Below are 23280 nucleotides of genomic sequence, written 5' to 3'. Positions count from 1 at the left end.
AAGTCCGACAGGCTCCTAGCAATTAACCCATGAGGTGGAACGCGTCAGCGGTTCCACCAAACGATACGTTCCACACATTAGCGGACCGCCTGTCGGTATCCGCCCTACGGCCATGCTAACCAACTACAAAGAGGCTCATCATGTCATTAGGTTTCTATCGTTTAATCAAAGGCCGTCTGGTTGTTCGGCAGCGGCAGTCGCCGGATGGGGACAGCATGCGTTTTATTGCCAACGACATGTCGCTGTTCGAGGGACTGCCGCACTTCTCGCCGCCCAGTGTGGCCGGCGGCGAGGAGAGTTATCAACTCCGTTTTCAGGCCATCGATACGCCGGAGCTGCATTACGGCGGTGCGGCGCAACCGCATGGCATCGAGAGCCGCAACGGGCTTTTGAGGTGGCTGGGTGTCGATCCAGCGGAATGGAACTGGAGTGTCGCGCCCAGCGGCTTCGCGTGGGAAACCGAGGCGGCCATACTGTGCGACGGCTTCGAAGGCCACGGCAGACCTATCGCCTTCGTGCTGCGTGAACTGGACGACGATGACGGCGCCGATATAAAACTCACCGAAGCCCTGCTCGGCAAAACCTACAACTATCACGCCGTCAAAACCGGACTTACATACTTGGGTCTGTATTCGGGCGGACTATCGTTCGATATTCAGTCCAAGTTGATCGCCACTTATAAGAAAGCCAAGACTGCCAAATTAGGGCTCTGGAAATTGGACCGAACCAAGCGGTTTACCGTTACCCGTCTGGAGGATCTGGAGCCCGAGCAAGGCAGTTTGATTTATCCGAAGATTTTCCGGCGCTGCGTAGACGCCTTGCGCTGGGCCGGCGGCGAATTCGAGCCGGGCCGCGACCTTGACGATTTTCTGGCGGAATTGCCGAGAGAGGACGACCAGTTGATTGCCCATATCAGCCACGGCGGCCGACTCAAGAGCCGGCTCAGTCAGGTGCTGGAGCAGGTCAATAATCAGATTAGGATACAAGTTGATCTGAACACGGTGGAGTTTGTGTCGAAGTAACGAAAAAACCAGCTCTGGCAAAACGGAATACTTCAGCGGCTAGCGTTTCCACCGCGCGATTTGATTGATGAACCGGCGGAACGCCCATCGCCGCCTGCTTTACCTTTTCAAAGGCTGCGTTTCGATAAGCAATCAAAAATCCTCTCGGTGTCAGCCGTAGCAATGCGTTAACGCAAATTTCTTTTCCAGGAGTCCACCATGCCCACCATCCACTTCGGCAGTAAAAACGAGCCCGGATTCGATCTGGAAGCCGGCGACGATTTAATCGCGGTGCGGACCCGGAGCGGCCGATCGATCACTCAAAGCAGAGGCGCCGTGCCCAACCCCAATTCGGCTCAGTTGAATGATGGCGTGTTGGTGGCGGCCTACCCCGACGTCGGCGTCGAGGTGTATCGAGTGCCGCCGACGCGCTCGCTCGGCGAGCGGAAAGCCGCCCTGCGCGCGGCGCCGGACGTGCGCTTCGCCGGTGGGGTGTTGATCGATCCCGGCACCCGCGAGCCGGTGTTGTACACCGAAAACTTGTTCGTCAAATTCGTCGATAGCGCCGACCCGGACGACTGTAGCGCGCTTTTGACCGGCCTCGGTTTGCGGATCAAGGAACAAGTCAGCTACGCCACCAACGCCTACTTCGTCGGCGCTGTCGAAGGCACCGGGCAGAAGGTATTCGATATTGCCAACGAGCTGTTGCAACGTGACGACGTGGAGTATTGCCATCCCGAACTGATCCGGCCGCGCACCCGGAAAAGCATTTTCCCGCAACAATGGCATTTGAAAAAAACCAACGTGAACGGTGTGACCATCGACGCCCATGCCAACGTCGAAGCCGCTCATACCCTGACCCTCGGCGACGGCGTGACGATCGCCCTGATCGACGACGGCGTGGACATCGATCACCCGGAGTTTTCCGGCACCGGTAAAGTGGTGGCGCCCAGGGATGTCACCAGCAAGACCGGCGACCCCAGGCCCAAGGACAAGGGCTTTCCGGACGACCACGGCACCGCCTGCGCCGGCGTCGCCTGCGCGAACGGCACGCTCGGCGCGTCGGGCGTTGCCCCCAACGCCCGGTTGATGCCGATTCGGCTGGCGTCCGGCCTGGGCTCGATCGAGGAGGCCAACGCCTTCAAATGGGCCGCCGATCACGGCGCGGACGTGATTTCTTGCAGTTGGGGACCGGCCGACGGCGAGTGGTGGAACCTCGGCGATCCGGCGCACCAGCAAATCACCCGCCTGCCGGCCAGTACCAAATTGGCGATCGACTACGCCGTGACCAACGGCCGCAGCGGCAAGGGCTGCGTGATTCTGTTCGCCGCCGGCAACGGCAACGAGTCGGTCGATAACGACGGTTATGCCAGTTACGACAAACTGATGGCCGTCGCGGCCTGCAACGACCAAGGCAAACGCAGCGTTTACAGCGATTTCGGCAACGCGGTGTGGTGCGCTTTCCCGAGCAGCGACTTGGGGCTGGCGCAATTAAGCCATCCGGAACCGCTGACGCCGGGCATTTGGACCACCGACCGGCTCGGCGGCAAAGGTTACAACGCCGGCAACGTCGCGGACGGCGATGTCGGCGGCAGTTTCACCAACAGCTTCGGCGGTACTTCCAGCGCCTGCCCCGGCGCGGCCGGCGTCGCGGCTTTGGTACTGGCGGTCAACCCCAATCTAAAGTGGTTCGAGGTCAAGGAGTTGTTCAAACGCGCCTGCGACCGGATCGATCCGCAACAAGGCAACTACGATGCCAACGGCCATAGTCCCAAATACGGTTACGGCCGCTTGAACGCGCTGACCGCCGTCAATCTGGCGAAGCCGCAACCCCGTAATAGCGTCAAGGTCAGCCGAGTCTTCGACGCGCCGATACCGGACCTGCGAACGGTTGAGTTCACGCTGGCGGTCGCCGACAACTCGCCGATGGAAGCCATCGCGGTATCGGTGGACATCAAGCATAGCTACATCGGCGATCTGCTAGTCGCGGTGCTGCCGCCGGCCGGCACCGGCGTGAAGCCGATCGTGTTGCACAATCGAGCCGGCGGCGCGACCAAAAATCTAAAGCGGACTTACGACAAAAGCGTCGCGCCCGATCTGGCTAAGTTGTTGGACAAGGATTGCTCGGGGACTTGGACCTTGCACATCGAGGACAAGGCGCCCAGAGACATCGGCACGCTGGTGTCGTTTGGCATTGAGCTAGTATTCGCGCACCCGAGTCGGAACTTGTCGGCAATCGCGGCGGCTGGCCCGGCCGGTAAACCCAAGCGCGTTAAGGGAAAATCAAGTTGATTAGGTCACTTTGGCTCGCGCGACGACGCTTTATCCTAGCGGCAACGGCTTGGGGTAGCGCGAATAAAGGGCAGGATGCACAGTTCAGCCACCCGCCTCCCGGCCGGCGTCGGTACCCAATAGCTCACGCCGACAAGGCCACTGGCTTTTTTGTAATCAAACGGAGGACATCAGATGAAACAACTCAGCATCGAACCCAACAACACCCAATTTTCGCTGCCGAACGCCTATGCGCTGGCCCTGGCGTCGAAGCTGGCCTATGCCGGCGAAGCCGAAGTCTTGAACAAACTGTCGGTACAAGGCTTTAACGGCCGCTTCATCGACGGCAGCAAGATTCCCGGTTCGCGCCAGGATACTCAAGCTTTTATCGCCCACAGCGGCAGTGCGATTGTGATCGCGTTTCGCGGCACCGAGAAAGTGCCGGACGACTGGTGTACCGACGCCAAGATGGCGTTTCGCGTGACGCCACACGGCCACATTCACACCGGCTTCGACGATGCCCTCGACGTGATTTGGGATACCTTGATCGAAACGCTGGAAAACGTGCACCAGTACGGGCAATCGCTATGGCTGACCGGGCATAGCCTGGGCGGCGCGTTGGCGGTGCTGGCCGCCGCGCGCTTGAGTCTGGAAATCGATCAACGCATCTACAAATCGATCAACGGCTTGTACACCTTCGGCCAACCTCGGGTCGGCGATCGCCGCTTTGTCGGCGAGCTTGACCAAGCCTTGAAGCCGCGCTATTTCCGCTTCGTTAACGATAACGACATCGTGCCGCGCGTGCCGGACCGGCTAAACCAATACCAGGAAGGCGGCAGCATTCGCTTCTTCGATTCGGAAGGCAAATTACACGAGGATGTCGGTTACTGGTTTAAATTCATGGAGCGGATTAAAGGCTCGCTAAACCAGAAACTGGATTTAATTCCATCCTTTATCGAGCATCATTTTATCGATCACTATATTCAAAACATCGAGAAGAATTTATAAGGCGGGGCCGGTCGGCGTTATTAACCCGGCGCTATTTATCACAGGTATGCGTTCGGGCGGAGCTCGGCTGGCATGCCCTTCGACAGGGCTCTCCTGAGTGCAGCCGAAGGACTCGGGGCGAACGGTATTCAAGGGCCGGGTTAATAACCCTAAATAAACCTTGAACTTAAAAATAGCCGTTGGCCTGTGTTGCGGGCCGAATGAAAAATCGGCATTCGATCATCGGCCCGACAAGGCGTTTTTTCCGCGCTGAACTAAACTGCCGAGGTAACAAGCGTTAGGGCCGAGAGCCATTTATCTCGGTGTTTGAATAATAAAAACAAGCTCTTCGCCAATTTCAAGAGAGGTATTCCATGAGCAATAAAAATATCGTGCTGTGCTCGGACGGCACTGGCAACAAAGGCGGGTATGGTAGCGACAGCAACGTGTACAAAACCTATAAGGCCGTGGACGTCACCAGCGGCAAGGCTCATCAATTCACGTTTTACGACCAAGGGGTCGGCACCGACAAGAGCGACACCAGCAAAAACAAATACTGGACCGCGATGTCCGGCGCATTCGGTTTCGGTTTTCAAAAAAACGTGCTCCATCTGTACCACTTCCTGGCCAGATGCTACGTACCCGGCGACAACATCTTTTTATTCGGTTTCAGCCGCGGCGCGGCGACCGTGCGCGCCTTTGCCGGATTTTTAAACGCTTGCGGCTTGATCGATCCCAAACACTTCTTAAAGACGGACGGCTCGATCGATTCCGCGGTGCTATCGGGCTTGGTCAAGCAAGCCATGACCTGCTACGGCACCGGTAATCCGAACCAACACCAGCAGTTCAAAAAACAATTCGCGTTCCAAGATCCAAACCACGCACCCGACGGCAACCTGAAAATCCATTTCGTCGGCGTTTGGGATACCGTGTCCGCGTTGGGCTTTCCTAAGGACTTCAGCGTTCTGCTGCAAGGCTTCGGTCGAAGCATGGACTGGTTAACCGATCATAGCCCGTGGTGGAAGCATAGCTTTTACGATTACAAACTGAATAACGCCATCCAAAATGCCTATCACGCGATCGCCATCGACGACGATCGGGAAACCTTTCATCCCTTGGTTTGGGACGAGCGCGGCTACGACCATTACGTCGAGCAAGTCTGGTTTGCCGGAGTGCATTCCAACGTCGGCGGCGGCTACCCGCGCACCGGCATGTCCGACGTGGCCTTGGTCTGGATGCTGGAAAAAGCCATGGCCCACGGCTTGGTTATCTACGACGACGTGTTGGCAAGCTATCGGGACGGCGCCAACATTTACGACAAACTCTACGATTCGCGCGACGGCTTGGCGATGTATTACCGCTACGGACCGCGCAATTTGGCCGAGTTATCCAAAGATTCCAAAACCGGCAAGTGGCTGCTTAAAAACGACGCCGACATCGCCATTCACCGCAGTGCGTTCCGAAAAATCCTGGAAGTCAGCGAGGCCTATGCACCCGATGGCCTGCCGCCTAAATTCAATGTGGTAGACCATGTGTTCGACGCAAACAATCCGCCTGCGGCGGCCGCCTCCAAGGTGGTACTGACCGTGGATACCTCGGCAAAATCCGCCGCTTGGCAGCAACTTAGCGCCGAGGCCGACGCCGTCATTAACGCCAGGAAACACTTGTACGTCTGGTTCTCGGAACTGACGATGGCGATCATCCTAGCGTCGTGGTTTATGTGGGTCTATCCGCCCGATTCGGTAACCAACCTGACCAGCGGCGGCTTCAGCGGCTCGATTTCGGATTTGCTGCGTTATCTGACACCGGTATTCTTCGAAAACTTTATCCGCTACGTGGTGGAAGTCCACGGCTGGATTTCTCTGCTGATGCTCGGCACGTTGGCGGCGCTGTATTACCGGCGCAATTCCTTGCTCAATAAACTGGATCAAACCTGCCAGGACATGGCGACCTTGATAAAACTCGTCCTCACGGCGCAAAAAAACAGCGCTCAACCGTGAAGTCCCAGCCAAGAATACTCGTACGGAGGTGACCCATGATAGATGCCAACCTAATCAAATCCGCGCTGCCGCAATGTAAGTCGCCCGATACCTGGGCGGCGGCGTTGAACCCGGCCATGGAGCAATTTCAAATCAACAATCCCGGCCGCATCGCCTGCTTTCTGGCCCAGACCGGCCACGAATCCGGTCAATTCAACCGCTTGACGGAAGGCCTGTTCTACAAAACCGCCGCGCGGCTGGTAGCAGTTTGGCCCAAGCGCTTTCCGACCGAAGCCGTCGCCGCGCCCTATGTCGCCAACGAAGAAAAGCTAGCCAATTACATTTACGCCAACCGGATCGGCAACGGCCCGGAAAGCTCCGGCGACGGCTACCGGTTTCGCGGCCGGGGCTTGATTCAAATCACCGGCCGCAGCAATTACGCCGATGTCGGCAAGGCCTTGGGCGTGGATTTGCTCGCGCAACCGGAATTGTTGATCGAACCGAAATGGGCGGCTTTGAGCGCCGCCTACTTTTGGTTCGGCCACGGTTTGAATGCCTTGGCCGACGACCAAACCGACGACAACGACATCGAGGACTTCACCGCGATCACCAAGAAAATCAACGGCGGCACCGCCGGCTTGCAGGATCGCTTGGCTTTGTATCGGACCATCAAGCCGTTGGTGCAATAGGCGAAAAATTGCATGGCGCGTGGCTCGCCCACTCGGCGAGCCGGGCTGTTTGAAGCGTTAGGCGGCAAGCCCTGGTCGAAATCGCATCCATGAGCCGGTGGACTGAGCGAAACCGAAATCCGCTTCGGCTTCGCTCAGCAAACGGTTGGTGAGGTTAAATCTCGGCTTTCGCCCAGTCTCGGCCAACACTTGTTACATCGGCGACTGTAGGACCGGCTTCAGTCTCGATCCGGGGCGTCCGGCGGAGCATATGCTTGCAGCCTCCGCTAAACCGCCTCCTATTATGGATTTAAGCGACGGCGCCCCACCAACGCGGGTTTAATCGAAACAGGTCTGGGAGCGCCTGTAACGCACACGCCGGAGTGCAAACCTAGGTTTGCAACGCCAGTTTGCCGGAGAAGCACCCACTTTCGGCGCTTATAGCAGGTGCAATCAAAGGTGTCCGGCGCCGGAATTGCGACAAAAGAGTCTCGGCAACATGCACCCTAGGCAACAGCCAGACCAGGGAAAGCGCCTGTAAGGCTCGCTCCGGAGTGCAAACCTAGGTTTGCGACTCCAGCTTGGTGGTGGCGCTTCCCGATGAGCCGCGACTCTGACCGGCGCACCAATTTAAATGTGAGCCACCTAACAGTTTTTGATATTGCTTCTATACTCGATCCGCGCGGAAACCAGACGCGGCGCGGTTGATGACACAAGGTGCAAGCGCGCCGGAACGGACACGGCAACGGCCTGAACGGTTGCCGAACATAAAAATGACTCACGCCAATGAGGACAAACCATGGACCACTCAAACATCAACGCTTCACGACTGCTACCCTGGCTGCTGGCCCTGTCCACCGGCCTGATCGCCGGCTGTGCCGATGCGCCGAAGGCGCCACTGACCACGTTAGGCCAATTGCCGGCATTCGAGAAAATCAAGGACAAACTAGAGGCCTTGAACCTGACGCTGCCCAAGCCGGAATTCAATATCGACGCCGCCCACTTCGTGGGCTGCATGGCGCCGTTGACGTCGCGCCTCGAACCCGGCTTGGCCAAGGTACTCGGCGAAGTTGAAGAGAAAACCGACGAACTCAAAGCCAAACTCGACACACTGGGCGGCTTGGACGACCGCAATCTGCTGGGCAAGCAATCGCTGATAGCCGATCTGCTGGACAAGCTGACGACCTCGCCGCACCTGGAAGGCCCGGCCGGTCTGGCCCAAAAAATCAAGGACGATCTGGCCGAACATCGCAAACGCTTTAAACAGCGGGTCAATACAGAAAAGGAATTTCTGGAAGCCGACACCCGGCAAGCCCTGAAGCTCGAAGAAGAATATCTAAAGGCCTATTTTAAAAAAGGCGGCGCGCAACTGGTTTCGCAAATCATCCAAGACCCCGCCGAGCAAACCGAATTGCAGCGGCAAGCCGCGTCGCTGTTAAAGCTGAAAGCCGACGATCCTCGCTTGGATAAGGTTTTGAACCTGGTCAACAAGCAACTTGCCAAATCGACAGGCAAACTGGCCCAAAAAAGTCCCGGCTTCGTCGGTCGCGACGGCACCCAATACGGCTTTCCGGGCATCGTCGAAACCGGCACACACGTCAGCATCGACCACAGCCAAGTCGCCGCCGACACCTTGCGCATCGCCCTGGAAGCCGTCCGCGACCATTACGCGCCGTTGCCGGTGCTGCCGAATACCAACGCCGCCGCCAGCTTGACCGATTACGTCATTGATTTCAGCAAACCGGTGCACTGGGTTTACGACCGCCGCGCCGGTACATCCGCCGACATCAGCATCGACGAAGCCGGCTTCCAAGAAATCGAGGCCCATGCCCGTAAAGCCGAAGCCAGTGTGGCCGGCGCGGTCGGCAAGGCCATTCGCGGCGGGTCCTGGGGCGCGTTGAACAACGAAGCGGTCGCCAAACTGGTGGAAACCGCCGCAGGCGTCGTCGCCCGCCACGTCACCGAGCGCGCCCAATGGTGCGTAAAAGCCCAAGCCGGAGAAGCCCATGCCACGACGCCATAACGCCTGCACTGCCCACAAGCTGGGTTTGGCCCTGATTCCATTCATCATTACCGGATGCACGACGATGCCGACAAATTATTCGCTAGAAGCCTATCAACAACTCCGAGACAGCGGCCTGCCGCCGGTAAGGCCGGCCTGGGGCGGCTTCGACGCCACCGAAGCCGCTTCGTTGCTGGAGCTTTGCATAGAACTGAACAACCAGGACGACCGCAACAATCCCAATTTGCCCGACCCCAACCATCAATACCGAGCCAAGCCGGCCGGCTGGCAACTGGCCTACGACAGCCGCCAGCCCGGCAACACCGAATGGAACCGGATCTGGCCGTGGGACGGGCACGGCGACAACCCCAACGACATCAAGACCAACGGTCTGAAACCGTTGAACAACGCTTGGCTGTTGGCGCAATCGACCAGCGATCCCGGCCATGTCGCGATTGCGATACGCGGCACGGTCGGCGAACGGCGCAGCATCCTGGCGGACGCTTACGCGACGACCATCCCCGCCTACGCCGGCGTCGAGTACCCCGAGAATAAACCACTACCCATCGTGTTCGCCGCCACCCCGGACGCCGAAGTTCACCTGGGTTTCGGTTACGCCGCGTTTTCGCTGTTGTTCGATCCCGAGCGAGGTATCCTGACGCAACTACAACAGCGACTGGCGCAACAAGCGATTACCAAAATCACGGTGACCGGCCACAGTCAGGGCGCGGCGGTCGCCACGCTGATTCACGCCTTTTTGTATTACGCCACCAACGACGAGCGCAATCCCTACCAACTGGCGTTCACTGCCAAGCCGGCGCTGAAATCCTATCTGTTTGCCCAGCCCAAGCCCGGCAATCTGCAATTTTCCCAGGATTTCGCCCGTATCGCCGCCGAAACCGCTTATGTCATCAACAACGACAGAGACCCGGTCCCGCAAGTGCCTCTCAGTCTGGAAACCGTCTCGGAAGTCGCCGAATTCGTCGAAGAAGACAACGTCAGCGTCGGCGGGCCGCTGGACCATGTCATCGATGCCGTCACCAGCGCCAAAAACGCCATCCGCGGATCGATAGCCGAAGTGTTTACCGGCCACCTGGCCGACGATTTCGAGGAAACCGGCATCGCCGCCTCCGTTGAGCGCTACTTTGGCGATACCGCGATCGAGCTGCCGGATCTAAAACCCAAGTCGCTGAACTACACGCTGGCTGGCCAACTGATCCCGGTGTTCGGTCTGACCAAGGGCGGCGATTGCTACACCATCGGCGACCGCCCGGACATCCTGTTGCAACACCACGCCACCAGCTACCGCAAATTGATCGCGATGCAGTTGTTGGGCAAGCGCGACGACTGTGCCGGCGGGCACTGAGGCCAGGAAAGTCAGTCTGCCCGGTAACGCATTGTTTTAATTCCCTCACCCTGCCCTCTCCCGCGAGGAGAGGGTTGTATTTTGACTAATACGACAGCCTCGGAGGGGCGAGGGAACAATAAACCGAAACTCGAAGCCAACGACCACCACCCGACATTGAATCACGGAGCCTCAACCATGTCCGACACCGCCAAAGCCCTGCAACAAGCCGTCGCCCCCGCCGCCCATCCGATCATCTATGTGCGCGGCTATGCGATGTCCGAATCCGAACGCGACGAAACCGCCGCCGATCCGTTTTGCGGTTTCAACGCCGGCTCCACCGTGGTCCGCGCCGGTACTGGCGATAAAGATACCAAGGCCCGGAAATTCATTTTCGAATCGCCGGTGGTCCGCTTGATTTCGGATTTTGGTTACGCCGACGTCTACGACGAAGGCTTGGACATCATGGACCGGGACTGGCCGAAAGACAAAACCATCCCCTACCGCTCGGTAGTGGTGTACCGCTACTACGACGACGGCTCCAGCCTGCTGGGTAGCGGTAAATCCTCGCCGATCGAAACCTATGCCGAGGGCCTGGGGAAACTGATCCAGCGCGTCCGAGACCTGGCGCGCGACGAAGCCGGCCAAGCGATCGCGGACACCGACTTCAAATGCTATTTGGTTGCCCACTCGATGGGCGGTCTGGTGTGCCGGGCCTTCTTGCAGAATCCGGCGCTGGGCGATGCCCAAACCCGCGCCTGGGTGGATAAAGTCTTCACCTACGCTACCCCGCACAACGGCATCGAACTGGCCGGCGTCAACGTACCCGACTGGTTGAAAACGGCGGACATGAACAATTTCAGTCGGCCACGCATGGCCGAATATCTCAATCTCGACAAGGATAGCGAGTACCTGGCTGAAGAACGCGTCGATCTGCTCCGGCACTTTCCGCCGGAGCGCTTTTTCTGCATGGTCGGCAGCAACCGCGCCGATTACAACGTCGCCGCCGGCTTGTCGCGGATGTTTTCCGGCCACGGCAGCGACGGCCTAGTCAAGGTCGCCAACGCGGTGTTGACCGGTCAAGACCGCGCCGGCCAAACCTTGCCCTGCCCCAAGGCCTACACCTACCGCTCGCATTCCGGCTATTTCGGCATCGTCAATTCCGAGGAAGCGTTTCAAAACCTCACCCGCTTTCTGTTCGGCAATCTGAAGGTCGACATCTGGTTCGACGTCGCCGGCGTCACGCTGCCCGAATCCTTGCAAGGTCAGGCGGATAAAGTCGAGGCCGACTACTACTTCGAACTGCAAGCCGCCCCGCGTAAAATGCGCGGCCTGCTGACCCGCCGCACCGCCGAGGAAGATTCGGCGGCAATTCGCGGCCACGGCGAGATCGTCAAACACCAGAAACGCAGCGTGTATCTGTCCAGCGTGTTCCTGGCCAACTGGGCCAAGGTCGATCAAACCGACAACACGCTGACCTATGCCGTCACACTGGGCATCGGCGTGCAGGAATACCTGGTGGACGGCTGGCTGTTCGACTCCCACGTCGAAGGCGCCCGCCTGTTCAGCGACACAGCGATCATCGCCATCACTCCAGGCCAACAAGTCGCATGGCACTGGAGCCAAGCCAAATCCAAACCGACCGACGTTCGGCTTATCACCCAAGACGAACACGAAGCTATCCAAGCCGGCGGCTCGCTGACCGTCGAAATCCCGATTCCCACCGTCGCCAAAAAAGCGCCGGGTATTACCGGGAAATTACGGTTTGTGGTTTCGGGGTGGCGGTGAAGGGAGGATTCCGGCCCATCGGTAACACGTCCTCCAGTTTTGCTTATGTCCAAAAATTGATATTAAACCGACATCGGGTTTGCGATTGACCCAAGGGTTACTTGCCATCGAAAAATTACCTCGTAAAGAGCAAGGTACTTTAAGCTTAAATTTACGTTTCTTTGATACCGTTCGAGCACTTTCCAGCAACTTTATGCTTGGAAATGTGCTTGCGAGGTCAATGAAACATGAATATTCAAACTTCGAAATCTAGCACCGCCGACAGGGCAAAGTGGATCACAAATTGCCTCATCAATGCCTTCCTAATCTAATGTGAAGCTAAGAGATCAGGGCAATTGATAGGCTAAATACGGATTTAACGCCTGAAAATCAACGCTAGGAGAATTTATGAAAACAGGAATTTTATTTTCAATGGCAGTCGCGGTTGTTGCCATTAGTGATACCGCAACGGCAGCAGTGACAACGTTCTCAAACTACAACATAGTCTCTAATAATCCTTACCTACCCGTCAGCGCCAGATTCACCGATGCCACCGCCAATCAAACCATGGTCGTCAATGAATTAGCCAATATGCCGGTTGGCACTATTCATTCAGGTGACATCATCAATGGCATTACCTATGCCTTTAGTATCTTTAATCGTGCCAATCCTAACTTGCCAAACGATACGACGGGGCAGGTTGTCAACAATGCCTGGTCGGGTTTCAACCCTGTGTTGACCCCTCCAGGCGACGGCACGGCATTCCAACCGGGCGGCTTAACTCAACGCAACGATTCCGTCACACTCACATTTTCAACCCCGATTAATTCATTCGGAGTCAGTGTAGTAATTGCCTTGAATTCAACCTTCAATATCAGCACTGATGTGGCCGGTGTTTCCGCTTCGACAAATGGCATAAATTCGTATGGAGATTTGACCGGCTCGAACCAACGCGCATTTCTGGGCTTGGTTTCGGACACCCCCTTTTCCAGCGTAACTTTGACCGGAGGTAATAGATACATGGGCGGCACCGTGAAGGCATGGTCGGGTTGGGATGTGTCTCGCATCACTTACGGTGTGATGCCGGTTCCCGTGCCCGCAGCGTGGTTGCTTTTGTTAAGCGGCTTAGCCTGGGGTGGTGTTGTGCGCCGTTTTAGCCCGCGTAGCCGGTAGGCGTTCCGCCAAACCGACGCGAAAGCCGGCCAATTCAACCGTCATTCGCAATCGAAGCCGGCATCCGGCGAAACCATGTTGTGTTCCGCCTTATGCGTTGACGTGCACGTAATCAATATGCCGGACATAGTCCAATTCGTCGATGACGGTATGTTCCCAATAGCGTCTTTGCCAAACACCGCGCTCGCGGCGTTTACGGCGCGTGGCCGATAGACGTTCGGTGCGCGGCAATCCTTTGGCAAACAACAATTTCATCAAGCGCAAACGCACGGGAAAATCGTCGGTATCGGGCGGCAAGGTCATATGGTCCGGAAGCACCACCCAGGCGTCGATATGAAACGGATACCGCCTTTTGACCCTACGCACCGCGTCGCGTAGCAAATCGATGTGATCGGTTAACAACGTCCGTTGGCGTTCCAGCAAGTTCACCGTGAAGAAATAGCAGCCGCCTGCCACAAAATTCCGTCGATAGTTCGGCACGCCCCCTCCCAAAATCAATCCATGAAGTACACCGCCATGCAACTCCATAGGAATGGCGTAGGGCGGATTCGGAGCGCAGCGACAATCCGCCAAAACCCAAGCCAACCGCATAGCAAGGGCGCGAGCAAATTCAAAGCCATCAATGGTGGATTGCTTCGCGAATCCACCTTACGACACGTCACCGCGCGATTTATCCGCTGTACGGACGTATCCGCCATACGGCCATTGGCTCCCGCCGTTGGCCCGGAAACGGGCGGCATACCATCAGCCGCATCTTGCAGCAACGTAGGGTATGCACCGCATACCATTTTCGAGGTTTTCGATGGATCAAACGCCAAAAAGGTACGCGGTGCGTACCCTACTTGGCTGTACGGCCGTAGGCTCGTAGTGATGATGACCGTCGCGCGGTCAAGCCCGGCGTTCCAACATGGCGCGTGGGAACGAGGGAAATCGATGGTGGATTGCCTATCGGCGAATCCACCTTACGCCCCGTCACAAAATTGATCCGCCCTACGGCCCTGGGAGCAACGTAGGGTATGCACCGCATACCATTTTCGAGGTTTTCGATAGGTCACACGCCAAAGAGGTACGCGGTGCGTACCCTCCTTGGCTGAGCCAGCGGCAAGGCGCAACGGTCGCGATCGATGCGCCTAACGGCAGCATCCTATCGGTCCAGGATTTAGCGCACCGTATCGCGGTACTTGGCTATATTTCAAGACCTGACCCCGTCATTTTTAGCTTTTTCATATTCTTCAATCATAAACTGCGTTTTTTGAGCTACGGGTAGCTCTAATTCATTATAAGCATCATCTGCAATACCTTTGAGTAGGTAATACTCTACATCGTTATTAATCCTTCCTCTTTTTAAAACACTAGCATATTTCCGTGAGTATCTAACCCGCATTTTTGTCAAAGATAAAATTGCGTGAGATACCAGCACGGAATCTACCTTGGCAACTTGTTCAAGAGCCATGTGACTTGTCATTTCCAGAACATCATGAATCGCCATTTCTAGCCCTTTTCGCGCTTGGGACATAGATTTTTTTTCTAGTTCTTCCAGCACTGATATCGGATGATTTTCTGGTGAAAAATTCAAGCTTGGTAAAAAATTATCAAAATAAAAACCTAAAAATGCCTTTTCTTCATTATATTTATCAATGTTACTAGATTCTTTTTTCATTGGAAATTATAAAAATAAGAAAGTTATCGGACGGCTCCAAATTCGTAAATTGCAGAACTTCGATACGTTGGACCCAATGGGTTTATCGGACTTATCCCATTAATCATGTTTCTCGAAGTGCCACCAGCACTTTGTGCGCCACCATTTGCCTCAATGAGCATTTGTTCTCTTCCTCGAATAGCGAAGTAGCTTGTTGAAGATTTATCTAAAACTGGCGCAGAAAAACCCTCGGTATTTAATAAAGGTTGCCCTTGCGCTCGTCGATTAAGAATTTGTTGGGTTGATTCATATGAATAGCCACTTGTCCTTCCAGAATATATTTGATGCGTGACTGGATTCTCTCTAGTATATGTTAAATAAACTTTTGTATTATCTTCAGATGGCCTTGTATTCGATGAGTTTTTTTCAGCATTATAGGCTGTTGTAGCAATTATCGCCGCAGCCATTAAATAATCACCAGGCCCACTGACGGGTGATCTAGCGATTGCTCCTGCGATAGCAAGCGCCGAACCTGAACTGGCAATCCCCCCGGCTTTCGTTGAACTTAATCCCGATGGCGCATTCAAGCTAATAACCTGACTACTGCCCGGATAGGTTGATGCAGTCCAAATACTCGGCAACTGTTTCGACAACCCCAACGGATCACTAAAACTAATCGGATTATTCCCCACATACGCATAAGGATTAATCCCATCGGCAAAGCCCGCCGGGTCGCGCTGGCCGAAGCGGCCGAGGCCGGGGTCGTAGGTGCGCGCCCGGTAGTATATCAGGCCAGTTTGATCCGGCTCGCGGCCGGCGTAGCCATAGCGGGGTATCGTGCCGGTTTTGGCCAGAGTCTGGCCGAAGGCGTCGTATCGCGCACTGGCGGTCACGGCGCCGGCGGCATTGCTGGTGGCGACCACCGAACCCAGGCCGTCGGCGTGGTAGTAGGCGTTGCCGCTGGGCGTGTTTCTAAGCAGCGGCTGGTCGAGGCCGGCGTAGGCGTAATGGGCCTGAGCGGCGTTCCAGTTGGCGCCGTATTCGCTGAGGATGTCCCGGCCGCTGTAGACGAAGCGGGTCGGGGTGCCGTTGCTGACGGTTTCGATGCGCCGGCCCTGGTGGTCGTAGCGGTAGCTCTCGGCGAGGCCGGCGCCACTGGCGGAGGCCAGGCGGTCCAGCGCGTCGTAGGCCAGGGTGAGATTGACGCCGCCGCTGCGTTGGGTTTGGTTGCCGGCATTGTCGTAGCTATAGCTGGTCAGCAACGTGCCGGTGTCGCTACCGCTGCGAACTTGGGTCAGCTGCTGGGCGGCGTCGTAAAGGTAACGACGGACGCTGCTGTCCTGGGCGGTGCGTTGGCGGCGGTTGCCGTAGGCGTCGTAGGCGTAGGCTTCGACCTGCGTCAGGGTAGTACCGTTTTGAGTGGAGACGGTGCGTAGCCGGTCCAGGGTATCGTACTGGTAGCGGTAGTCGGTGACCGTGCCGGCGATAGTTTCCAGGTGGCTATTGCGCCGGCCCAGGCTGTCGTAGCCGTACTGGTGGCGGCTGACGGGGTTGTCGCCGGCGGTGCGGTTGATGAGTTCCTGCAGGTTGCCGTCAGCGCTATAACGGTAAAGACTACGGTAGCCGTTGGCCATGGCGGTTTCCTGGAGCCGGCCGCCGGCGTCGAACAGGAAATCGATGCGCTCGCCGGCGCTTTGGATGGCGCTGAGGCGGCCGACGGCGTCGTAGAGGTAGTCTTGCCGCCCGCCTTCGTTGTCTTCCAGGCTGTCGAGCAAGCCGCCGGGGCTGTGGCGGTAGCTGATGGTCTTGCCACCGCGGCTGTCGGTGACCGATGCCAGACGCTGCGCGTTGTCGTAGCTGTAGTCGTAGCTGACTTCGGGGGCGTCGACGCCGGTGACTTGGCCGAGTTCGTCATAGCTGTAGTCGGTGACGTGGGGCGCGGGGTCGGTGGCGTTGAGCTTGGCGGTTTGCCGGGTCAACAGGCCGTTGCGGCTATGGTCATACTCCCATTCGACGATATGGCCGTTGGCGGACTCGCGGCGGACGGGCTGGCCGTGGGCGTCGTAGACCCAGCGGGTGGTGTGGCCGAGAGCGTCGGTTTGTTCGATAACCCGGCCGAAGTCGTCGTAGGCGTAGATGGCCTGATCGGTCAGGGTTTCGACGCCGGTGGCGGTGCGATAGCCGGCGCGGATTTTTTGGACGTCGCCCAGGGCGGTGTATTGGGTTTCGGTGACCTGGCGAATACCGGCCAACCCTAAGGCATCGTGGACGGGGCCGACGGTTTTAACCGGGCGGCCCAGGGCGTCGTAGTCGGTCAGGGTTTCGCGGCCGCCGTTGTCGACGCTACGGCGTGACGTTGCCGTTATGGTCGTATTCGTAGTCGGTGTATCGGCCATCGGGGGTGGTGAGGCGCTTCAGGCGGCCGTTGCCGGTCTTGTCGTAGTAGGCGTATTGGGTGACGAGGCCGTTGGGGTCGGTGGTTTTCACCGGGCGGCCGGCTTGGTCGTATTCGGTAGCGACGGCGTTGCCTTGGGCGTCGAAGGCGCGGGTCGGCCGATTCGCGGCGTCGTATTCGAAACCGACGCTGTAGCCGTCCGGGTTGGTGATTTTGACGACGTTGCCGGTGGCGTCGTAGACGGTGCGGGTGGCGTTGCCGGCCGTGTCGCGCTGGGTGATGGGCCGGTCGAGGTTGTCGTATTCGGCGACTTGTTGTTGCAGCAGGCGGTAATTGCCCTGGGCATCGAAGCCGGCCAGGCTGGTGCCGATTAAGTATATTGCACCGCGTGGCCGAGGGCGTCGCGGCGCCGGGTTTCGCTGAGCGGGTTGGCGGTATCCTGGTACTCGTAGACCAGCCGCGAACCGTCGCCTTGCAATTGCTGCAGCGGCTGGCCGTATTCGTTGAATAAATGGGTCTGGCTATTCCCGCGCTCATCCACGGTGGTGGTTTCCCGGCGGAATTTGTTGTAGCGGAAGGTGTAGCTATGGCCCTGGCTGTCGGTGCGGAGGAAGGTCTTGCCGTTGGCGTAATACTCGAACTGCATGACGTTGCCGTTCGGCCGATCACGCGCACCATGCCTGCCGTCTGGCCGGGGGACTTGGAAATGGAACATCAGTCCGCAGGCGCATTGGCGATAGTGTTATTCGTTGAGTGATTTTTGCTTCTAAACCACTTCCTTGGACGCCCCTGGGGTTATGGCGTATTTGCATTCGGCAATGGATTATTCGTAAACTCTATGACGTTGTTATTAGAGCTATGCCCGATTAGCAAAATGTAATCGGACGAATTTATCGCCTTCTTTCCTCCAAATGGATTTCGTTGTTCGGAGTTGATTGGATTTTTTCACTTTCAAGAGCCGCTTTCAGCAGCTCGCCTGTTCCGACGAACCAGCCACTACCACTTACTGAGGAGACCGATCATGCAAACGCAATCGCTTAAACAGGAAGCCCTGGAGTCCCTGCGACATCTGCCCGACGATGCCGACATCGACGAAATCATGTATCGCCTCTACGTGATCGACAAACTGCGCAAGAGCCGCGAGACCATCGAAAAAGGCGAGGTCATCAGCCACGAGGAACTGAAACGCGAGATCGAGCAGTGGTGATCGTATGGTCAAAACCAGCCCGCGAAGACTTGCGTCTGATCCACCAGTATATTGCCCACGATTCCAAACACTGCGCCGCCCGCGTGGTACAGGACATCACCGAGAAAATCGAAGTGCTGCGGGAGTTGCCCAAATTAGGCCGGATGGTGCCGGAAATCGGCGAAGAGAATGTGCGGGAAATCGGTTTGTATTCCTATATAAATTGATCGGCGACACGATCTACATCCACGGCGTCATTCATAGACGGCGACATTTCAAGCCGGAGGATTTACAGCGGTAACGGCTGAACCGCGATGCGTTCCGCCACGCCTGACCTCACCATAAAATCGATCCACGGTACGGCCGTGGCGTTCCAGCAAGTTCATCGTGAAGAAATAGCAGCCGCCTGCCACAAAATTCCGTCGATAGTTCGGCACAACCCCTCCCAAAATCAATCCACGAAGTGCACCGCCATGCAAAACTCCATGGGAATGGCGTGGGGCGGATTCGGAGCGCAGCGACAATCCGCCAAAACCCAAGCCAACCGCATAGCAAGGGCGCAAGCAAATTAAAAGCCATCAATGGTGGATTGCTTCGCGAATCCACCTTACGACACGTCACCGCGCGATTTATCCGCTGTACCGCCGTGCGAACCCTTGCTTATTCGAGCGTCATCGCGATTCAGCGGCGTCACCCGGCAACCTTCAATTGTAATTTGGCTATCAAATTCAACAACTACATTACCTGCGGCGTAATGCTCCTTTCTACCCGCCGAAATTCACCACAACGTTGAGTTGAATCGACATATTTCCCCGGTTTTAGCGAATTTTTAGTTCCGCGACAAAACAAGTCGGAAATGTTGCGTTCCTGCTCCCCCATCGGCCGACAAAGGCCATTCAAATACCTAAAACCCTTGCCGGCCCCACGATTAAATACCCCCCACACAGAGGATATTTGACAAACAACACCTTGTGTAAGCTAGAGCGCACTGAGTTACGGCGCTTGCCTTAAAGCCGCCGCTACTACGTTTTTAATAAGCGTGTTCGAACATTAGACAAGCTGTGTACAGCTCTGTTAGCAGCCGGACTTGCTCGCGAACAAACGACCTTTCAGATCGAATGACAGTTTTTAATCCTGGACTAGTTAGAACGGTCCGGGCGGCATAGGGTATTACCCCTTATTTTTTGAAGGAGGAATCATGATTTACTTCCATCCAAGGTTTATCCCGCTCTGCATTAGAGTGTGGCCGCTACCTGTTAATTCAGTCTGTCCAACCGATCAACCTAAAGAAATCCTGGTGAAAAGAAATAATTTCCGGTTGAGCAAGCTTAAATTCGGGGGGACGAGCGTCATGAAAATGTTTACCTCGAGAACGAAGAAGCCAAATCCCTGGCGTGCCGCCGCAGTAACGCTCTTGGCGATTGGTACACTCGCAAACTGGCAGCAAACCCGCGCCGACCAAGCCCTCGACATGAACGAGTGCCTGAGGCTATCCGGCGGCTCGGTAACGTTGTCTCGACCTAGCGTAGTCTGGGGAGAGTCTGTAGAAGTCTCTTGGATGGCCAATCTTTCGAGCTATTGTGTCGGAATGGGCGTAACCCTCCAGATTCAAGCCGACAGCCAACTGCAGGCTAACACTGCATCGTACACGAGTACTCAAGGCCACGTCAGTGTGACTCCGGCTACGACTACCACGGTCGCGTTGGTCGCCGTAAACGGCGCCGGCTCGCGTACCTTGGCTTCGCTTCCGTTAGCGGTCGAGCCTTGGAACCCCGAGCCATTACCCGACGACAGCGAATTGCGCCCAAGCATCACCTTGCTCGGCAACGATCCGGTTTCACGGCGCCTGTTTGTGCGGGCCCTACGGACACCGAACGAAACCGTGATTATCAAGGGCGACATGGACCTGAGCGGTCTGGACGGCGTTTATGTCGCCCCAGGCGTACAGATAATCGGCGATCGTAGCGTCCGGGATGCGGGCCCCCGTCTGTACACCAGGACGTTTCCTTCCGAACTACTGCACATCGGCGACAAGGACAAGGCCGACGGTCAAAGTGACGGTGTGCGCATCACCGGCATCCGTCTCGATGGCGGAATGAGCGACGACCCGTTCACAGCCGTTGGCAAGCCCGAGGCTACCGCGATAGTTGTCCGTTCCAGCCGAAACGTCGAGATCGATCACAACGAAATCGACCACTGGCGGGGCAAAGGTATCAGCATCCGCGACCCCGACAACCGCATCGCCCAGGACAATGCCGACACGGTGCGGGTAAATGACAATTACATTCATCATAATCAGCACCCCAACGGAAATATGTGTCTGATCGACGGAGGCAGTCATGCGGCCGGCTATGGCGTGGAAGTGTCTTACGGCGCCTACGCGCTGATCGACTCTAACGTATTCGATTGGAACCGCCACGCCATCGCCGGCGACGGCCGTGACGGTTCGGGCTATAAGGCTTATCGCAATCTAGTCCTTCAGCACGGCGGCGTCCACTTCCATTGCGTGAATGTCTGGGACATTGTTTTAGGCGTGCTAACCTTCCCGCTTAACGAACTCGGTGTGGTGGACGACGACCATATTTACCACACGCACCAGATCGATATGCACGGCAGGGGCGACAACGGCTTCGGCAGCTTGGCGGGCGAATGGATGGACATCCAGTTCAACACCATCCTTTACACGGCCGGCACCGGTATCAAGCTGCGCGGTACGCCAGCTCTTGCATCCGAGTCGCCAAGCTCCTTCTCGGTTGGAATGGACGTAAAACATAACGTGTTCGCGCATCAAGACCAATGGGAGTGGATCAATGGAGGCGTATCGCCGGGTGCGATGAGCCAGGAGGAAACGGGACTGCAGGCGGCGGAAAATATATACGGGCTCAACACGTTCGACGCGCGTAAACGTTGCGATTTCGACGCCGACGGCCAGGACGACGACTTCATAGCCACCGGCGTGGCTTGGTGGTATCGCTCGACGCGGCTTGGCGGTCGCTGGGTGTTTTTGGAACAGTCGCCAAGCCGCTTAGCCGATGTCACGCTAGAGGACGCCGACGGCGACGGCCGCTGCGATGTACTGACGAGCGGAGCGGTGCACAGTGCTGGTGGCGATGGCAGCCGCCCCCTCATACAATCACCTGGCGATGTCACGACTATCGCAGGGACGCCGGTAAACCAAACGTTGACGGCGGACGGCGGAACAGCGCCCTATTCCTGGGTGGTGTCGGGCCTCCCCGGCGGCCTCTACGCAACTTCCGACGGGCGGATATTGGGTACGCCGTCCGACTACTCGATAACGTCTTCGAAGATCACCGCGATGGTCACCTCAGCCAACCATCAATCCGACACCATCACCTTCACCTGGACCGTCGGCTCCAATGTTCCCAACGTCACGGGCTTATCCGAAGATGCCGCGCGTAGGACAATATCGGATTCCGGTTTACGCGTGGGAAATGTGTCGCGCGAGGTCAACTTCGCATCAGTGGGTTCGGTGATAGCCCAAAGTCTGGCAAGCGGAAGCACGGTGGCAACAAGAACGCCGATCGACATCACCGTGTCCCTAGGTGCAGTCACCGTACCCAATGTACGTTCGTGGGATGCTTCCTCGGCCATGGATGCCATCAACGCCGCCGGCCTCGCTTCCGGCGAGATCACCTACGTAAACACCTGTCTCGATCCAGGTACGGTTCAAAGTACAAGCCCATCCATCGGTGCGGTCGTAGCGCCGGGTACGGCGGTAAAACTATCGGTATCGACCTGTACCGGCACCGGTGGCGGCCGCGGGGGTGGTGGCAATCCGCGTCAGCCATTGTAGTAAGACCCCATCACGCCGACAGTTCGGTGCGCCGGATTCCGTAAGCCCAGTGCAACGCGGCCCGGTAGGCGTACGGAATGATTCGTATCGAGTCGGATAGAGCAAACGGCGGTATTTCGCCTATTTCGACGTTCCGAGGGGATCGCGCGACGCCTGATACGCCAAATCCGCCGCCGTTACCGCTCACTTACCGAACCGACTCGCGCTCTTCAGCCCCCGCCGAGCTCAACAAGCCGCCGGACGGCTCGGCTTGGTCGGTTTCGGCTTCCTTGACGGCCTTGCGGAAGCCTTTGATCGCATCGCCCAAATCGGCGCCGACGGTTTTCAAACGCTTGGTGCCGAACACCAAGACCACGATGGCCAACACCACCAATAAATGCGGTACGCTCAAACCCATGTTTCACCTCAATTATAAAAATTCGATAGCCGGGTCTGGGCCAAACGGCTGAACCCCAATCACAAAACCCTGCTCGTGCCGTTATCAGCCCGCTCAATCGGCGGTTTCGGTTGCCAAGGTCGCAGCGGGACTCGGCGCCGCATTGCCGACCGGCGCTGCCGCGTTGGCCCGGCGCTTCTTCGGCGCCAAGGTTTTCACCAACCGTTTCCAGCCGATCACCAGCGAGCTGGCCCCCAGCACCAAGCCAAATCCGACCCAGGTCAGCATCCAGATGTCCCACAACGGCCGGTAATACAGCCAACCGAAATCCCAATGATGCAAACCGGAATACAGCCAGCGGAACACCCGGCGACTTTGGTCCAGCTTGGCCAGCAATTGGCCGTCCTGTGGATCGAGATAAACCCGGCTGCCGGCTGCATCGTCCAGTTCGGCCAGCACCACCGGCAGCGGTTTTTCGACCAAGCCTTGATGGTGGCGCGGGTAGTAATAACTGTCGTAGTCGTCCAATATTTTGACTGCCGCGACCTTGGTTTCGCCGGCCAAGCGCTGGACCGCGTCGCCGATCGCGTTTTCGCTGAAACGCGGGCCGGCCCCGCTGGGCGTCAGCGGCAAACGCAAGCCGTCGCGGCCTTGCGCCAATAGTACCGTTTCACCGC

19 protein-coding genes and 1 pseudogene are annotated in these 23280 nt (G+C 57.1%); 13 read left to right on the top strand and 7 right to left on the bottom strand.

The genetic code is table 11. From position 1 onward, the window contains the following. Positions 1 to 140 precede the first annotated feature (140 nt). The 9 genes from A1355_RS04725 to A1355_RS04685 all read left to right on the top strand — a co-directional run bounded on the left by A1355_RS04725 (position 141) and on the right by A1355_RS04685 (position 13193). Complete coding sequence (locus tag A1355_RS04725) at positions 141 to 1022, top strand: hypothetical protein (protein WP_064025513.1); 882 nt, start codon at positions 141 to 143, stop codon at positions 1020 to 1022. A gap of 198 nt (positions 1023 to 1220) precedes the next feature. Beyond that, the gene (locus A1355_RS04720; RefSeq protein WP_064025511.1) at positions 1221 to 3293 is read left to right on the top strand and encodes a S8 family serine peptidase; all 2073 of its coding nucleotides are present in this window, start codon (positions 1221 to 1223) and stop codon (positions 3291 to 3293) included. A gap of 174 nt (positions 3294 to 3467) precedes the next feature. After that, positions 3468 to 4280, top strand: coding sequence for a lipase family protein (locus A1355_RS04715; protein ID WP_064025509.1), 813 nt, complete (start codon positions 3468 to 3470; stop codon positions 4278 to 4280). A gap of 353 nt (positions 4281 to 4633) precedes the next feature. Continuing rightward, the gene (locus tag A1355_RS04710; RefSeq protein ID WP_064025507.1) at positions 4634 to 6259 is read left to right on the top strand and encodes a DUF2235 domain-containing protein; all 1626 of its coding nucleotides are present in this window, start codon (positions 4634 to 4636) and stop codon (positions 6257 to 6259) included. 35 nt (positions 6260 to 6294) lie between these two features. Further along, positions 6295 to 6927, top strand: a complete 633-nt coding sequence (locus A1355_RS04705; protein ID WP_064025504.1) for a glycoside hydrolase family 19 protein — start codon at positions 6295 to 6297, stop codon at positions 6925 to 6927. Between the two features lie 778 nt (positions 6928 to 7705). Then, complete coding sequence (locus A1355_RS04700; RefSeq protein ID WP_064025503.1) at positions 7706 to 8929, top strand: hypothetical protein; 1224 nt, start codon at positions 7706 to 7708, stop codon at positions 8927 to 8929. Next, positions 8913 to 10274, top strand: a complete 1362-nt coding sequence (locus tag A1355_RS04695; RefSeq protein ID WP_082885360.1) for a lipase family protein — start codon at positions 8913 to 8915, stop codon at positions 10272 to 10274. The genes A1355_RS04700 and A1355_RS04695 overlap by 17 nt, the downstream gene beginning before the upstream one ends. 177 nt (positions 10275 to 10451) lie before the next feature. Further along, entirely contained in the window at positions 10452 to 12041 is a 1590-nt protein-coding gene (locus A1355_RS04690) for a hypothetical protein (protein WP_064025499.1), read from the top strand. A 387-nt stretch (positions 12042 to 12428) separates the two neighbouring features. Further along, complete coding sequence (locus A1355_RS04685; RefSeq protein ID WP_157197749.1) at positions 12429 to 13193, top strand: VPLPA-CTERM sorting domain-containing protein; 765 nt, start codon at positions 12429 to 12431, stop codon at positions 13191 to 13193. 90 nt (positions 13194 to 13283) lie between these two features. Here the strand turns inward: A1355_RS04685 and A1355_RS04680 are convergent, their stop codons facing one another. From A1355_RS04680 to A1355_RS26005, 4 genes are all read right to left on the bottom strand, one after another. Then, positions 13284 to 13673 (bottom strand): REP-associated tyrosine transposase, encoded by a 390-nt coding sequence (locus A1355_RS04680; RefSeq protein ID WP_231883559.1) that lies wholly within the window; start codon positions 13671 to 13673, stop codon positions 13284 to 13286. A gap of 712 nt (positions 13674 to 14385) precedes the next feature. Next, positions 14386 to 14853, bottom strand: a complete 468-nt coding sequence (locus tag A1355_RS04675) for a hypothetical protein (RefSeq protein ID WP_064025496.1) — start codon at positions 14851 to 14853, stop codon at positions 14386 to 14388. 23 nt (positions 14854 to 14876) lie between these two features. Continuing rightward, positions 14877 to 17084, bottom strand: a complete 2208-nt coding sequence (locus A1355_RS04670; RefSeq protein WP_197471718.1) for an RHS repeat domain-containing protein — start codon at positions 17082 to 17084, stop codon at positions 14877 to 14879. Between the two features lie 91 nt (positions 17085 to 17175). Continuing rightward, positions 17176 to 17319, bottom strand: coding sequence for an RHS repeat domain-containing protein (locus A1355_RS26005; protein WP_231883558.1), 144 nt, complete (start codon positions 17317 to 17319; stop codon positions 17176 to 17178). A gap of 12 nt (positions 17320 to 17331) precedes the next feature. Between A1355_RS26005 and A1355_RS26000 the strand changes: the two genes are divergently transcribed. Continuing rightward, complete coding sequence (locus A1355_RS26000) at positions 17332 to 17601, top strand: hypothetical protein (RefSeq protein ID WP_231883557.1); 270 nt, start codon at positions 17332 to 17334, stop codon at positions 17599 to 17601. On the opposite strand, the gene A1355_RS25995 is transcribed toward A1355_RS26000, so the two are convergent. Next, positions 17598 to 17873 (bottom strand): hypothetical protein, encoded by a 276-nt coding sequence (locus A1355_RS25995; RefSeq protein WP_064025490.1) that lies wholly within the window; start codon positions 17871 to 17873, stop codon positions 17598 to 17600. The two genes, A1355_RS26000 and A1355_RS25995, sit on opposite strands and share 4 nt — an antisense overlap. A 375-nt stretch (positions 17874 to 18248) precedes the next feature. On the opposite strand from A1355_RS25995, the gene A1355_RS04655 reads away from it, so the two are divergent. The 3 genes from A1355_RS04655 to A1355_RS04640 all read left to right on the top strand — a co-directional run bounded on the left by A1355_RS04655 (position 18249) and on the right by A1355_RS04640 (position 22227). Next, positions 18249 to 18434, top strand: a complete 186-nt coding sequence (locus tag A1355_RS04655; protein WP_064025488.1) for a hypothetical protein — start codon at positions 18249 to 18251, stop codon at positions 18432 to 18434. Then, a complete protein-coding gene (locus tag A1355_RS04650; RefSeq protein WP_197471717.1) occupies positions 18431 to 18640 on the top strand; it encodes a type II toxin-antitoxin system RelE/ParE family toxin in 210 nt (69 codons plus the stop codon). The genes A1355_RS04655 and A1355_RS04650 overlap by 4 nt, the downstream gene beginning before the upstream one ends. A gap of 971 nt (positions 18641 to 19611) precedes the next feature. Next, positions 19612 to 22227 (top strand): PASTA domain-containing protein, encoded by a 2616-nt coding sequence (locus A1355_RS04640; RefSeq protein ID WP_082885359.1) that lies wholly within the window; start codon positions 19612 to 19614, stop codon positions 22225 to 22227. Positions 22228 to 22414: 187 nt separating this feature from the next. On the opposite strand, the gene tatA is transcribed toward A1355_RS04640, so the two are convergent. Beyond that, on the bottom strand, positions 22415 to 22624 hold the full coding sequence (gene tatA / locus A1355_RS04635) for a twin-arginine translocase TatA/TatE family subunit (RefSeq protein WP_064025479.1): 210 nt from the start codon (positions 22622 to 22624) through the stop codon (positions 22415 to 22417). 93 nt (positions 22625 to 22717) lie between these two features. Beyond that, positions 22718 to 23280: pseudogene (locus A1355_RS25595) on the bottom strand (peptidase); the annotation flags it as partial.

Source organism: Methylomonas koyamae (assembly GCF_001644025.1).
Taxonomy (GTDB): Bacteria; Pseudomonadota; Gammaproteobacteria; order Methylococcales; family Methylomonadaceae; genus Methylomonas; species Methylomonas koyamae_A.
The sequence above is the reverse complement of the archived record's forward strand: the minus strand, read 5'-3'. Positions and strand labels throughout refer to the sequence as shown.

What these genes read in the sequence shown, in the direction of transcription:
- A1355_RS04725 (WP_064025513.1), top strand. Translation starts at nt 141, where the DNA reads ATGTCATTAGGTTTCTATCGTTTAATCAAAGGCCGTCTGGTTGTTCGG.
- A1355_RS04720 (WP_064025511.1), top strand. Translation starts at nt 1,221, where the DNA reads ATGCCCACCATCCACTTCGGCAGTAAAAACGAGCCCGGATTCGATCTG.
- A1355_RS04715 (WP_064025509.1), top strand. Translation starts at nt 3,468, where the DNA reads ATGAAACAACTCAGCATCGAACCCAACAACACCCAATTTTCGCTGCCG.
- A1355_RS04710 (WP_064025507.1), top strand. Translation starts at nt 4,634, where the DNA reads ATGAGCAATAAAAATATCGTGCTGTGCTCGGACGGCACTGGCAACAAA.
- A1355_RS04705 (WP_064025504.1), top strand. Translation starts at nt 6,295, where the DNA reads ATGATAGATGCCAACCTAATCAAATCCGCGCTGCCGCAATGTAAGTCG.
- A1355_RS04700 (WP_064025503.1), top strand. Translation starts at nt 7,706, where the DNA reads ATGGACCACTCAAACATCAACGCTTCACGACTGCTACCCTGGCTGCTG.
- A1355_RS04695 (WP_082885360.1), top strand. Translation starts at nt 8,913, where the DNA reads ATGCCACGACGCCATAACGCCTGCACTGCCCACAAGCTGGGTTTGGCC.
- A1355_RS04690 (WP_064025499.1), top strand. Translation starts at nt 10,452, where the DNA reads ATGTCCGACACCGCCAAAGCCCTGCAACAAGCCGTCGCCCCCGCCGCC.
- A1355_RS04685 (WP_157197749.1), top strand. Translation starts at nt 12,429, where the DNA reads ATGAAAACAGGAATTTTATTTTCAATGGCAGTCGCGGTTGTTGCCATT.
- A1355_RS04675 (WP_064025496.1), bottom strand. Translation starts at nt 14,853, where the DNA reads ATGAAAAAAGAATCTAGTAACATTGATAAATATAATGAAGAAAAGGCA.
- A1355_RS25995 (WP_064025490.1), bottom strand. Translation starts at nt 17,873, where the DNA reads ATGCAGTTCGAGTATTACGCCAACGGCAAGACCTTCCTCCGCACCGAC.
- A1355_RS04655 (WP_064025488.1), top strand. Translation starts at nt 18,249, where the DNA reads ATGCAAACGCAATCGCTTAAACAGGAAGCCCTGGAGTCCCTGCGACAT.
- A1355_RS04640 (WP_082885359.1), top strand. Translation starts at nt 19,612, where the DNA reads ATGATTTACTTCCATCCAAGGTTTATCCCGCTCTGCATTAGAGTGTGG.
- tatA (WP_064025479.1), bottom strand. Translation starts at nt 22,624, where the DNA reads ATGGGTTTGAGCGTACCGCATTTATTGGTGGTGTTGGCCATCGTGGTC.